Source organism: Pararhizobium sp. LjRoot235, assembly GCF_964254145.1.
Lineage (GTDB): Bacteria > Pseudomonadota > Alphaproteobacteria > Rhizobiales > Rhizobiaceae > Pararhizobium.
Genome location: NZ_CAXUSP020000001.1, coordinates 3716441 through 3729434, shown reverse-complemented (window position 1 = coordinate 3729434; position 12994 = coordinate 3716441). Strand labels below are relative to the sequence as shown.

14 protein-coding genes are annotated in these 12994 nt (G+C 59.1%); 6 read left to right on the top strand and 8 right to left on the bottom strand.

Going from position 1 to position 12994, the window contains the following annotated elements; all coding sequences use genetic code 11:
- Positions 1–48 precede the first annotated feature (48 nt).
- The 3 genes from ACSQ2Z_RS18350 to ACSQ2Z_RS18340 form a co-directional block, all read right to left on the bottom strand.
- A complete protein-coding gene (locus ACSQ2Z_RS18350) occupies positions 49–918 on the bottom strand; it encodes an alpha/beta fold hydrolase (RefSeq protein WP_436082518.1) in 870 nt (289 codons plus the stop codon).
- Positions 919–1063: 145 nt separating this feature from the next.
- On the bottom strand, positions 1064–1318 hold the full coding sequence (locus ACSQ2Z_RS18345) for a hypothetical protein (protein ID WP_436082517.1): 255 nt from the start codon (positions 1316–1318) through the stop codon (positions 1064–1066).
- On the bottom strand, positions 1305–1514 hold the full coding sequence (locus tag ACSQ2Z_RS18340) for a hypothetical protein (RefSeq protein ID WP_436082516.1): 210 nt from the start codon (positions 1512–1514) through the stop codon (positions 1305–1307). Before ACSQ2Z_RS18340 ends, ACSQ2Z_RS18345 begins: the two co-directional genes overlap by 14 nt.
- Before the next feature lie 216 nt (positions 1515–1730).
- Between ACSQ2Z_RS18340 and ACSQ2Z_RS18335 the strand changes: the two genes are divergently transcribed.
- Together ACSQ2Z_RS18335 and ACSQ2Z_RS18330 are read left to right on the top strand one after the other, a co-directional pair.
- The gene (locus ACSQ2Z_RS18335; RefSeq protein ID WP_037119568.1) at positions 1731–1895 is read left to right on the top strand and encodes a DUF1328 domain-containing protein; all 165 of its coding nucleotides are present in this window, start codon (positions 1731–1733) and stop codon (positions 1893–1895) included.
- Positions 1896–2277: 382 nt separating this feature from the next.
- On the top strand, positions 2278–3531 hold the full coding sequence (locus tag ACSQ2Z_RS18330; RefSeq protein ID WP_436082515.1) for an NAD(P)/FAD-dependent oxidoreductase: 1254 nt from the start codon (positions 2278–2280) through the stop codon (positions 3529–3531).
- 45 nt (positions 3532–3576) lie between these two features.
- Here ACSQ2Z_RS18330 and ACSQ2Z_RS18325 read toward each other — a convergent pair whose 3' ends face one another.
- The 4 genes from ACSQ2Z_RS18325 to ACSQ2Z_RS18310 all read right to left on the bottom strand — a co-directional run bounded on the left by ACSQ2Z_RS18325 (position 3577) and on the right by ACSQ2Z_RS18310 (position 5638).
- Positions 3577–4071, bottom strand: a complete 495-nt coding sequence (locus ACSQ2Z_RS18325) for a BON domain-containing protein (RefSeq protein ID WP_436082514.1) — start codon at positions 4069–4071, stop codon at positions 3577–3579.
- Between the two features lie 165 nt (positions 4072–4236).
- Positions 4237–4686, bottom strand: coding sequence for a hypothetical protein (locus tag ACSQ2Z_RS18320; RefSeq protein WP_436082513.1), 450 nt, complete (start codon positions 4684–4686; stop codon positions 4237–4239).
- Positions 4687–4890: 204 nt separating this feature from the next.
- Entirely contained in the window at positions 4891–5124 is a 234-nt protein-coding gene (locus ACSQ2Z_RS18315; protein ID WP_436082512.1) for a hypothetical protein, read from the bottom strand.
- Positions 5125–5392: 268 nt separating this feature from the next.
- Positions 5393–5638, bottom strand: a complete 246-nt coding sequence (locus ACSQ2Z_RS18310) for a helix-turn-helix domain-containing protein (protein ID WP_436082511.1) — start codon at positions 5636–5638, stop codon at positions 5393–5395.
- Between the two features lie 556 nt (positions 5639–6194).
- Here ACSQ2Z_RS18310 and ACSQ2Z_RS18305 point away from each other — a divergent pair.
- The 4 genes from ACSQ2Z_RS18305 (at position 6195) to ACSQ2Z_RS18290 (ending at position 10599) form a co-directional block, all read left to right on the top strand.
- Positions 6195–7490 carry an O-antigen ligase family protein gene (locus tag ACSQ2Z_RS18305; protein WP_436082510.1) on the top strand — a complete coding sequence of 432 codons (1296 nt, stop codon included), beginning with the start codon at positions 6195–6197 and terminating at the stop codon, positions 7488–7490.
- Positions 7487–8500, top strand: coding sequence for an acyltransferase family protein (locus ACSQ2Z_RS18300; protein ID WP_436082509.1), 1014 nt, complete (start codon positions 7487–7489; stop codon positions 8498–8500). The genes ACSQ2Z_RS18305 and ACSQ2Z_RS18300 overlap by 4 nt, the downstream gene beginning before the upstream one ends.
- A 247-nt stretch (positions 8501–8747) precedes the next feature.
- On the top strand, positions 8748–10133 hold the full coding sequence (locus ACSQ2Z_RS18295) for a family 16 glycosylhydrolase (protein WP_436082508.1): 1386 nt from the start codon (positions 8748–8750) through the stop codon (positions 10131–10133).
- A 238-nt stretch (positions 10134–10371) separates the two neighbouring features.
- Complete coding sequence (locus ACSQ2Z_RS18290) at positions 10372–10599, top strand: hypothetical protein (RefSeq protein WP_436082507.1); 228 nt, start codon at positions 10372–10374, stop codon at positions 10597–10599.
- Here ACSQ2Z_RS18290 and ACSQ2Z_RS18285 read toward each other — a convergent pair.
- Positions 10596–12959, bottom strand: a complete 2364-nt coding sequence (locus ACSQ2Z_RS18285; protein WP_436082506.1) for a polysaccharide biosynthesis tyrosine autokinase — start codon at positions 12957–12959, stop codon at positions 10596–10598. The genes ACSQ2Z_RS18290 and ACSQ2Z_RS18285 overlap by 4 nt on opposite strands.
- Positions 12960–12994 lie beyond the last annotated feature (35 nt).

The following is a 12994-nucleotide window of genomic DNA, read 5'->3' as shown; positions in this document are numbered from 1 at the left end:
TTGCGGAAACGTATGTGACGCAATTTTGTTCCAACGAGCGATTGTGAACTAAGATCCGAGCGGAACGGGGAGATGGAGAGGCGCCGGCTTCGCTGGTTTGGCAAGGTCGTTCTTACGGTTTGCCGTCAGTGGGCCGAAGAGGAGGAAGGCGCCGACCAACTGGTCGACGTTTTCGCGGGCCTCCGCCATCGGCAGGTGGCCGACCTTGTCGAGAATGACGGTATGTACACGCGGCAGGCGGCCGGACAGGTGGATCTGATGCGCCGGTGGAACGATCGCGTCACGGGCGCCGATGATATTGAGCACCGGCACGTCGATGAGCGCGAGTTCATCGATGACCGACGCCTGCGACATCCAGGTAACGAAAGCGACGATGTCGTCCGCCCGCGACTTCATGAGGTGCTCGCGGACCTGTTCCATGGTTGTAATGGTTTCTTCCGTCTCCCAGCCGACGCTCTTGTCGAACACGCATTCGAGCGATCCCCAGCGGAAGGTTTCGCGCGTGGCAATCCAGCTGGTGAAGAGCCGGATGAAAAGAATGCGGCCAAGCAGCGGCAGCCTGAGGATGCGGGCCGCCACCCTTTCCTGGCCGACAAACCGGCCGCAGGCGAACGCACCCATGAGAATGACACTGCTGACAAGATCAGGACGGTGGCGCGCCAGCAGCAGCGACACGAAACCGCCGGTCGAGTGGCCGATCAGGGTCACGGGTTGTCCATCGAAATCGCGTTCGATCGCCGCCGCATAGGCATTGACGATATCGGCGGTATTCAGCGCTCCGGAAAGGCCGTCCAGCGTCCAGGGACCGTGCCCGGGCAGAGGATAGGCTGCCGCCTTGCCTTCCCGCACGATACTGGGGGCGAAACAACTCCAGAAGGCCGGCGCCATGACCATTCCGTGGATGAGCACTGTTTTCATGCCCGGATCCTGGGAAAGCCAATGGGCCGAAGGGGGACGTAACATTGCCGACATCCTTGAGCGCGCCAGCAATGATGCCTTGAGGAGTTTGGTTGTCTGAGGCAGGCGCAATCGGGTTTGGATCGCGTATCCGGTGTTCACCAAGTCACGCCAGGCATTCCTTGACGCATTTTCCAAACGCGGCCCGGCAAAAAAGGTTCCGTGTTGGCGCAGCAATGCGGTTCATTTCCTGAAGCGGATTGGAGGCTTTGGTGACCGGATCGATCGTCGGATTGTCCGGGCCGGTCATCTGCGGCGTCGTGCCGGTGGCCGCGCACAATGATTCACTTGCGAGGCAAACGGGCGTGCATAGCCGCCGTTTTTTCGTTTGATCGCGCGGGTCCAATTCATCTTCGGCCACGCGTCTTCGCGGCTTCCTCCGCCGCGTCGAGTTGCTTGAGAAGGTCGGTAAAGGCGTCATTCGTCTTGGGCATCTGTTCAATGGCATAGAGATCGCGCAAAGTCCTGCCGATATGCAGGTTCTTTTCAAGCGTTCGGCCCGGCTGGCGGACCGCCGCTGCCGCGGACTTCCAGATGCTCGATGTAGCTACGGTCATTTTAAGATCTCGCATGGGCTGTGTGCCTTCACAACGTTCCCCACGCCGGGAAGGTTCCGCAATGCGAATGGCTAATCCGTGTCAATTCGGGGCAGTTTTCCGGGTATGGTTAATAAATAGTTTCAATCTTAACGAGAAGCTGCCTCATGCCTTTTGCTGGAACAAAATTATCCTTTCCGCGTTTAAATTCCGACAGCTTAAATCAAGGAGAGTGTCATGCTTTACTATGCTCTTGTCTTCCTCGTCGTCGCTATTATCGCGGGAGTGCTGGGATTTGGCGGTATTGCCGGAGCTTCTGCTGGCATAGCACAGATCCTGTTCTTCCTGTTCCTGGCTTTCCTGATTATTTCGCTGGTGGCTGGCCTGATGCGCAGGACCTGATCCATCAAGTGATGCGGATGAAAGGGAGCGGTGCATGAGCGCTGCTCCCTTTTTCTTGTCTGCGTTCGGCCGCGGCGCGAGGCGTAGCCTGCTTGTGCCTTGCCGAAGGCAATTGGCTTGGCTATGCATGACCAGGATATTTCGCAACGGCACATTCCGGAGCCGCGTGCAGCATGAAGTTGCTGGAACTCAGTGTTGAAAGGATCAGCCTGTCGAGCCGCTGGCTCCGGTTGGTCTATCGGTTCGGTCAGCGCGCTTTTTGTCGATGTCTCATGGCGGCGAGCAATCGATGTTGGTGCCTTCGTGGTCAGCACCGATGCTCGGTTCCTGGGGTAGATCATAGCAGACTGGAGAACAGGCAAAGAAAATGGGGAACCGGCATATGAAGACAGACGTCGTTGTTTTGGGCGCAGGCATCGTCGGCCTGTCGACGGCCATTCACCTGGCTCGGCGGGGGAAATCCGTCATTCTTCTCGACCGCCGTGGCGCCGGCGAGGAAACCTCCTTCGGCAATGCCGGCCTGATCCAGCGTGAAGGCGTGTTCCCCTATGGTTTCCCGCACGACTTCGGCGCCCTGTTTCGCTACGCACTGAACAACACCATCGATGCGAGCTACCACTTCCGCGCGCTGCCGGGCCTCGTACCCTTCCTGCTGCGCTACTGGTGGAACTCCGGCTTCACCCAGCACGAAAACATCGCATCGATGTATGCGCCGCTGATTGAGAATTCTATCGCCGAGCACGATGACCTCATCAAAGCCTCCGGTGCCGGCGACCTTATTCGCAAGGATGGCTGGATGAAGGTGTTCCGCACCGAGGCTGCCCGTGATGCGGCCTACAAGGATGCGGAAAAACTGTCCTCGGCCTTCGGCGTCAATCATCATAAGCTGTCGAGCAGCGAATTGAAGACGATGGAACCGTCGATCACGGCCGAATTGACCGGCGGCCTGCGCTGGACGGATCCCTGGTCGATCCGCGATCCGCACAGCCTCAACAAGGCCTATCTCACCTATTTCCAGTCGCTCGGCGGACGCCTCGTCTCGGGCGACGCTGCCACGTTGGAGCATATTCTCGAAGGCGCCGGCTGGCGCGTCGCGACACCGGAAGGCCCGCTGGAGGCAAAAGAGGTGGTGGTCGCGCTCGGTCCCTGGGCCGATACGGTGACGAAGAAACTCGGTTACCGCTTCCCGCTCGCCGTTAAGCGCGGCTATCACATGCATTACGGTACGGAAGATGGGGCGCAACTCAACAACTGGGTGCTTGATGCAGAGAGGGGCTATTTCCTCGCGCCGATGCTGCGCGGCATCCGCCTGACGACCGGCGCCGAATTCGCCCACCGGGATGCGCCGAAGACGCCGGTGCAGTTGACCCGTGCCGAGCGGGTCGCTCGGGAATTCTTCCCGCTTGCCGAACGTCGCGATGAGGAACCCTGGATGGGCTCACGCCCCTGCACGCCGGACATGATGCCGATCATAGGCAAGGCGCCCCGCCATGAAGGCCTGTGGTTCGCCTTTGGCCACGCCCATCACGGCATGACGCTTGGGCCTGTCACCGGCCGCGCACTTGCGGAAGCGATGACGGGGGAGAAGACAGTGATCGATATCAAGCCCTACAGGCCTCACCGGTTTCTGGCGTGAACATCGCCGTCTGAGGAAGAGTGCCGATCGCACTGGTGATCGTGTTCAGTCGTCCCAATCGCTGGGAATGTTGCCGTCGGCGCCGCGCAGCGTCAGTTCGTTGCGCACATCCGAGATGCCGGGTGTATCGTAGATGAACCGCTCGATACGGCGGCGGTCTTGCGCGGTTTCCACCTCGCCGGTCAGAAGCGCAATGCCGCGCCGGACTTTAAGGTCCATACCCGAAGTGTCTATGTCGCTGTCAATCAGCGCGTTGGCGATCGTGTCCTCCAGCGCATCGTCCTCCACGTCCGCCTCGACATCGTCGTTCAAAAGATCCGGGCCGTCGGCGCTCTCGATTATGGTGTCGCTGCTGCGCTGAAAGCCGGGGTTGCCCGCTTCGTCGAAGTTCTGGTCGGCCTGACCATAGGAAGTGTTTCCGATCTTGATGTCCGATCCGGATGTGGCGTCGGCATACGGCCAGCCTTCATCGAGGTCGCGCTCCTCGTAGTCGCGGTAGTCTTCCTCACGCCCCGTCGTTTTTGTTGTTTTGGGTTTCATCGCTCATTCCTCGTCTTAATATTATCACAAAGAGAAACGGACGGCGCGTTTTTTGGTTCATTTGAGGGAGGTTTTGTGCCTCCCCGCGTATCCGGCATGCTGCGGACGCAAAAATGGCGGAACCGCTGAAGAGGCTCCGCCCTCCCGTCATTTTTCACGCGCAAATCAGTTCTGCGGAGCAGTGCCGGTAGCAGGCGTCTGTGTGTCGGTGCCTGTGGCCGGAGTCTGTGTATCCGGAGTTGCCGGCGTGACATTCGGCGTCGCCGAAGTGCCTGGCGTGGCGCTGGTGTCAGGGGTTGCGGTCCCCGGCGTCGCGCTGTTGTCCGCCGGCGGCGTCGTCGTTTGTTGCGTTGTCGACGGCTGCGTAGCCGCATCATTCGTCTGGTCATTGGAAAGCTCGGCCGGCAGCCAGACGAGCAAGGCCAGAACCAGACCTGCCAAAAGGATGATCAAAATCGGCCAGCTTGAACGCTTAGAACGGGGTTCAATATCTTCCGGCCGGCGCTGGTTTGCCAACGGATCCGTTGCGGGCTGGTTTGCCTTGTCGGCAGGCCATGCCGCCGGATTGACGTTGCGATTTTCACTGGGGTCAAAACGTTGATTCATGACGTTCATGTCCTTTCGAGAAATGGAGCCTCTGCCCGCAAACGTTGAAGGCAACTGCTCCCTAAAACGTCGCATGGGGACGAAAGTTCCGCGAAAGACGATTTGTGCGCACGAAAGAGGCTGAAATTGCAGCTTTTCTTTCCAAATACTGAGAAGAATCTCGCCTGGCAAGGGGCTTGGACGAGGCATCGGTCTGGCGGGGCCGCACAGACGTCAGGATGACGGAAGTTCGGCGATTTCTCCGTATTGCGCCAGAAGGCGGGGGCTCGTCATGTCGCCGGTTTCCTCATCGACCTCGACCGCATAGGCGGCAACGCCGGCAAAGCGGCCTGCCATCGCTGCCGCGATCTTCTCAGCGCTTGCGGCGTTGGACGCCTGACGCATCTCCCCCGGCGCCATCCCACCACGAACCTTGCGATAAGGAACAACGATGAATTTCTCGGCCATGAACGGCGCCTTTCGGGATGCTGGTCCCGGCAAAAGCCGATGCCGGCCGTCTCGGACCAGTTTTCGACAATATGCCAATAACGATGAGGCGCATCGGCGCCCGTGTCCGGCAACCTGTAGCATTGATGCTATGCCCGGTATATGCACCCGCCATGCAAACTGCCCAAGCGCGATGTCGACCGGTTATTCACCCTGGTCGGGGAAACGGCTGCCAAGGTGATGCGCCAGAGCAGGCATCGCGCCAAATTTCGGCGCGACACCCTGGTTTTTAAAGGGAATCGAAAGCCGCGGCCGGCATTTGAAGTGCAGCGGCAATGCGCTTTACCCGGCCGGGATCGAGATCTTCGCCGGTCTCGATCCTGGAAATTTCAACGTCTGTCAGCCCGCAGGTCACGGCAAGGTCCTCGACGCTGTAGCCTGAAGCTTCACGAAAACGCCTGACAGCGTCCCCGATGTCAACGGGCGTCATGCCAGCGTTGCCGGAAACGTCGGCGTTGTTGATTGAGATGGTCATGAAATGACTCCTTCGGTTGTTCACGCCGAGCTGATCTCAGCGCGTGAAGGTGGCTTGCAGCCATTGAGATACTCGCCTTGCAGAGCGAGAGACGAGTGCGGTGCAATATAAGTCGAAACGATGACGATGCAAGGTGTGCTGGCGATCTAGTGTGCCATGGCCCCTGTTGCCTCAATGGCACGCTCTGCGGAAGGCGGTGGTCAAAGGCCTGTTTTTGCCCCATTTAATGGCCGAGGAAACACATTCATGACAGATATCGGTGGCAGGGTGGCTCCCGGGTTGCCGCGTTGTCGGCACGCGAACGGGACACGTTCGGATGGAATTTGTTGCGATGCACAAGATGATGTCCTATGCTGGCGGCGGTGCCAACGGTGAATACGGAGAGCACTCTGAACTTTGACCAGACAGCAGTCTTTCACGTCTGCGCGACCAGATGGAACGAATACCTCGCCGCCGGGAGCGCGTATTCTCGGCTCACCGGTAACGGGAACAAGAGCGCCCTGCCGTTTCCTTCGCAGCGCCGATGCAAAGGCGAGCACGCTTTCGAGGGCCGATCATGAGAGTTGCCAAAGCCAGTCTCGTCAGCCCGGGTGAGAACAGCGGCTATGCCATTGCGGCGGTCGCGTTGTCGCTGTTCGTGTTCGCCTATTCCTCGCGTTTCGGCCAGGTTTCGATCCTCCTCTATTATGCCTTATGGCTTCCATTGGTGCTGGTCGATTACCGGCGCGTCCTTGCCGGCACTGGCCGATACGGATGGATCTTTGCGTTCGCAGTGTTTGCCTGTCTCTCGTTTTCCTGGTCGGCCGCACCGGCGGTGACGGCTAGAGCCGGGCTGCAGTATCTCTCCCATATCATCTGCGCCCTGATCGCAATGCGGGTCGTCGATATCAGGACGCTGACGCTCGGTATGGTCACCGGTATTGGCGTCGTTCTGATGTATTCGTTGTTGTTCGGAGTTTATCATTTCGATCCGCTGGACGGCACCTATAGCTTCGTTGGCGCCTTCGCCTCCAAAAACCAGCTAGGGTTCTATGCCTCCCTCGGGGTCTATTTCGCCTTCGCATCCTTTTTCACGCTTGGCGAAAGGCGAATTTGGCTGGCGCCCGCTGCCGGCGTTGGCCTCATCGCCTGCTATTCGCTCTACGCCGCTCAATCGGCAACGTCAGCGCTGACGACAGTGGCCGTGCTTGGCATTTGCCTAGGCCTGCAGGTCTTGGCGGCGCTTTCGCCGCAAACGCGCAAGACGGTTTTCCTCGCGGTGATCGTGATTGGCGTGATCGCCGTGGTCGGCGCTGTCTATGGCGGCGCGGTGGACAGCGTCCTTGGCATATTCGGCAAGGATTCGACGCTGACGGGCCGGACCTATCTCTGGCAGCAGGGCATCGAAGCTGCTGGCGCATACCCGTTGATCGGCGTCGGCTATCAGGCCTATTGGGTTCAGGGTTTCTCGGAAGCCGAGCGGCTTTGGGAGGAATTCTATATCGGGTCGCGCAGCGGCTTCCACTTTCACAACACCTTCATCGAAACGATGGTGGAGACAGGCGCTATCGGCCTGTTTCTGTTGTGCTCCATCCTCTTGATCACCGTCTGCGGACACCTGAAGCGCTTGCTTTCGCAAGCGCTGGCAACGGAATCGTCGGTGCTTTTCGGTGTGGCCATCCTCCTTCTCATGCGTGCTTTCGTCGAGGTGGATATTCTGAACCCCTACCATGTCGGATCCTTCCTGCTTTATTTTTCAGCCGGGCGGCTCACTGTCAGGGCATCCCGGCCTGCTTTCGCACGACCTTATCGGCAGGCGCACGTTCACGCTCCGGCGTTCATGGATACAGACAGGGCAGGTGAGGTGCGATGAAGACGATTTACGGGATTCAGTATCTTCGGGCCTTTGCTGCGCTGGCGGTTGTCGTGTTTCACGCCGCCGAGAAAACCGGTCATCCATTCGCGATCGGTGCCGCTGGCGTTGATATCTTCTTCGTCATCAGCGGCTTCATCATGTGGGTGATCAGCGACCGGCGTGCGCTGACGCCAGCTGCCTTTCTCTACGAGCGCGTCCGTCGGATCGCCCCCATTTACTGGCTGGCGACGACGGTAATGGTTGCCGGCGGCATTCTCGGCCTCTTTCCAAATCTGGCGCTGACCACGCGGCACATCGTCTCATCCCTGGTCTTCATTCCAGTCCGCTCACCCAGTAGCGGCGAAATCTGGCCGGTGCTGGTGCAAGGCTGGACACTGAACTTCGAAATGTTCTTCTACCTGATCTTTGCGCTTTCACTCTTTCTCGAGCGCAGGCGGCGCCTCGTGGCGGTCGCGGCTGTTTTCACAGCCCTTGTGCTTTCGGGCTTGGTGATGAGCACGCAGAACCCGATATTTCTCACCTATACACGGCCGATCATGCTGGAGTTCATTGCCGGCATGTTCATCGGGCAGGCTTGGCTGAAGGGGAAGGTTCTTGGGCCGCAGTTCGGGCTGTCGCTTGTCACCCTTGCCATCGGCGGCTTTCTGGCGATCCAGGCCTTCAAGCTTCCATTCAACGAGTTCAACTGCGGTCCCCTCGCAATCAGTCTTGTCGCGGGAACACTCTCTCTCGAGGCGGCCGGTAGAATAGGCCGGTGGCGCGTACTCACTTTCCTTGGGAACGCCTCCTACTCGATATATATCTGGCATACGTTCGCGATCTCGGTGATCGCAAAGCTGGGCGGGTCCATTGGCCTACCTCCCGGCATCACATTTGCCGTCGCGGTCGTAGGCGGCGCCGTCCTCGGCTCGTGCGCTTACATCCTGCTCGAGCGCCCGCTCGCAAAACTCTTCAAGTCTGCGAAGCCCACGGCCTGGTCGAAGGCTGTCCCAGCGGAAGAAATCTGATGGCGGACAATCGTCGACGGCATTCTGCATCCCAAATAGGCACAACGCACCGTCCAGGGAAAGATCGCCTGCCTCAAGACGGGATCGGTTACCGTCGTGTTAACGCCCATCGCAGTTTAACGCCGATAAGCACCATTCCGGCCTGAAATTGCTGCGTTGCAATAGTTCCGCTGCAAAGCAGAGTGCTACTCTTGCTTGCGTGTTACCCTTGGCCGGATCAGGCCTGCAACTTTCACGGAGACAGTCGATGCGCAAAAGCGTTCTCAATGCTCTCGGGCAACCCTTGTTCTACAGCGACAGCTCGACAGCGTTTTTTTCGGCGACGGGCTCCGGCCCGACCCTTTACGGCACTGCCGGAAATGATTCCATGTGGGGTGACAGCTCTGTCAACGTGACCATGATCGGCGGCACGGGCGACGACATTTACTACCTCTATTCGTCGATCAACCGCGCGCAGGAGGCTGCCAACGCGGGCATCGACACCATCAGTACCTGGATGAGCTACACCCTGCCGGAGAATTTCGAAAACCTGACGGTGACCGGCAATCTGCGCTATGCGTTCGGCAATTCCGAAGACAATATCATCAAGGGTTCGTCCGGCCGGCAAACGCTGGACGGTCGTGGTGGCAATGATGTGCTGACGGGTGGGGCAGGTGCCGATACCTTCATCTTTAGCAAGGGCAACGGCAGCGACCTGATCACGGATCTCGGCACGGATGACATCGTCCGGCTGAATGGCTACTCGCTCACATCCTTCGATCAGCTCCTCGACAACATAACGCAGGAAGGCGCAAATCTGCGGCTTGATCTCGGGGACGGGGAAAGCCTGGTCTTTGCCAATGAGGCAATCGGCGATCTTCATGCCGGTCAATTCGAGCTGAGCCTTGATCGCTCGGCTCTCACGCAGACGTTTGGCGACGACTTCAATACGCTCCAACTGTACAATGGCACGACCGGGGTATGGGAAGCGAAATACTGGTGGGCGCCGGAAAAGGGCGCTACGTTGTCTGGAGAACTGCAGTGGTATATCAATCCGTCCTATGCGCCGACCGCGGTCGCCAATCCCTTTTCCATCAACAACGGCGTGCTGACGATCACGGCCAAAGAGACGCCGGACTCGATCAGTGCCGAGGTCAACGGCTATGACTACACCTCCGGCATGCTGACGACACACGCGTCCTTTGCCCAGACCTACGGTTATTTCGAAATTCGTGCCGACATGCCCAACGACCAGGGCGCTTGGCCGGCCTTCTGGCTGCTTCCCGAAGATGGCTCTTGGCCGCCGGAACTGGACGTCGTGGAAATGCGCGGCCAGGATCAAAATACGGTGCATGTCACTGTGCACTCGAACGAAACCGGGCAACAGACCTCTGTCACGAGCGCCGTCAACGTCGCCAGCACCGACGGGTTTCACACTTACGGAGTGTCGTGGCAGGAAGACGAGATTGTCTGGTATTTCGATGACGTCGCCGTCGCGCACGCCGATACGCCGTCGGACATGCATAAGCCGATGTATATGCTGGTCAACCTGGCGGTCGGCGGCACGGCCGGCACCCCCGGCACTGATTTCGCCGATGGATCGCAGATGAAGATCGATTACATCCGCGCCTACACGCTGGACGATCTGGCTTAAGCCGAGGCACGGCGACGACCGCACGGCTTGCCGGGCCCGCTGCGGGTGCAAGGGGTCGGCAGCCGTTCGGATCGTGAAATTTTCTGGCCACCGCGTGCTTCGCGTGTGCGCTCGCGCGGTGGCTGGGATATTCGGCCAAACCATTTTCCCGCATTTGCGCGCTGTGCTGCTCGGCTGATTGCGCCGGTCCGCCGTTTTGGTATTATCTTAACGTGAGGCAACTCGCGGAGCGATACGGATGACGTATATCGCGCGACGTTTCGAGAACTTCCGGCAAAACGGCATGCATGGCTGGGCGCGCGCTCAACCCGCCTATTTGCGGGTCTTGCTTTTCATGCCCTGCTTCGTCGAATATCTCGTTTTCAGTCTTCTGTACCTGGCCGGGTTCGTTGCCTTCGTCATTCTCATGGCACTGGTGGCCATTTTCAGGCTCGATCGCGAGCCTGATGGGCGACACAGGCGTTAGGATCCCGATCCTGAAGGCAGAGGGTTACCGGGCCGCCTCAACGGCTGTTCGATGTAGTATTTCTCATAGCTCTTGCGATATTTTTCGGCTGCGCCGAAGTCGCTGTATTTGCCAAGCTCATCCATATCGGTCTTGTTCAGCATCACGCCGAGGATCTTGGCGTTGAACTGCGGATCGGATTGCAACACATCCCGCACCAGGCGAGACGGCGTCTTGCCCCATTCCACCACCATCAGAAAGCCATCGGCGTAGGGCGAAAAGGCCTTGGCGTCGATGACCGGCGCAAGGGGGGCGAGATCGACGACGATATAGTCGAAGGCCTTGCGCGCATTGGCGATGAGCGCCTCCATGCCCGGCGAGGCAAGCAGTTCGTTGGTGTGATAAAGCTGTTCGCGCGGTGCAATCGGCAGGATCGCCAGCCGCGTCTGCGGATCGACCCTGAGACCCGCCGTCCACTCGCTCTCGCCAAGCACGGCTTCCAACAGCCCGGTTTTCGGCGGCGGGGAAATCATCCGGCTGATTGCCGGGTTCCTGAGGTCCGCGTCGACCAGCAGCGTTCGCTTGCCGCTGGCTGCAAGCAACCCGGCAAAGTTCGCGGCAATCGTCGATTTTCCTTCTCCCGGCAAAGCTGAGACAATGCCGATCACCCGGTTTGGCCGGCCTTGCAGCATGACGTCGCTGGCAAGTTTGGCGTTGCGCAACGTCTCGGCAAAGGCCGAGCGCGGCGATTCCACGGCAATCCGGGTCATGCGCGTCAGGGGAATGTCGGTTTCGGGCTCGGGTTTGTTTATGTCCTCCTTTGCAAGGCGGCTGCGCGTCTTGTCCCAAAGGGTGCTGGTCTTTTTCCCGATCAGCGGCAGATAACCGAGCGATTTGTGTCCGAGGATGGAGCGGACTTCCTCCTCCAGGCGGAAAAAGCGTTCGCGGAACTCCTGAACGCCTGCAATTGCGGCACCCACCATGAAGCCAAGCACGATGGAAAGAGCAAGAACCATCGTCTTCTTCGGGCTTGACGGCGATGTGGGAACACCGGCATCCGAGATGATGCGGGCTTTGGCGATTGGGAAGGAACGCTGCTGTGCGGCTTCCTCATAGCGGCCGAGATAGGATTCATAAAGCGTCTTGAGCGCTGTCGCCCGCTGTTCCATTTCGCGCAGCTCAATCAGCGACCTGTTGGCTTCCGAATTGTTGCCGACGACACCTTCGATGCTCTGGCGCAGCGACGCCTCGCGGGACTTCGCCACTTCGAATTCGTTGCGGTAGCTTGCCGTAATCTGCTCCAGTTCACGGAAAATCTGGCCGGCAAGCTCCGCTTTCTCGGTCCTGAGGCTCACCGCTTGAGGATGATCAGCCCCGAAGTTCTGGGCAACAGCCTGCTCGCGCTTGGTCACGGCCAGGTAGCGGGTTCGCAAATCCTGAATGACCGTATTGTCGGTCTCCTTCGAAGAAATGGTAGCATTGTTCACGGCATTGTCGGGACCCTGTTCAACGATCGACTTGAACTGATCGTAGCGGGCGGACGCGCTTGCAGTGTCTGCCTGCGCGACGATCAGCTGGCTGTTGAGGTCGGAAAGCTGCTGTTCCGACATCAATTCACCACGCGTCGAGGTCAGGCCGTGTTCCGTCTTGAATTTTTCCGCTTCCAGCGAGGCTGCCTGCGCGCGCTGGCGAAGATCGGTCAGGCGTTCCTGCAGCCAGACGGAGGCGCGTTCGGTGGCATCGAAGTTGGCGTTCAGCTGATCGGTCAGATAGGCATTCGCATAAGCCCTGGTGATCTTGGCCGCGAGCTGCGGGTCTATCGATTTATAGGAAAGCGCGACGACAGAGCTTCGGGCCACCCGCTCGACCGTTATTGCCTGCTGGATATAGGCGGCGGCCGTTTCGCGCCTGCTGTTGCGCACCGCGGCGTCGGATATCTCGGGCGTGCCGCTGAAGACGCCGGTGACGGATCTGATCGTGGATTTCAGCATCGACATCAGCGATTGCGGCGGATTGAGGATGGTATCGTTTTCCCAAAGCTTCTCGGAATCGGCGACATGCAAGGCAAGTTCGCCGGATTTCAGAATTTCGACGGCGCTGGAAATTTGCGTGTCGGCTTGCTGCGTGCTCTGCGGCGAAGGCGCTTCTTCCGCATATTTCGATAGATTATCATCGAGCAGGATCTGCGTCTGCGACGTGTAGACCGGCGTCGCCGTCAGGAGGTAAATCGCCCCGAGCAGGAAGCACACGACAACACAGACGGCCACGACCCTTGAACGCCGCGCCGCAATCGCGGTCAGCCGGTTCAAATCGATGAACGAGTCGGAATCATCGCTCCGGAGCGATGGAACAGTGTTCAACGGAAGGGGTCTTGGATTCATGGGCCGCTTTGTCTCCGGATGCCTTTTGGATTCAT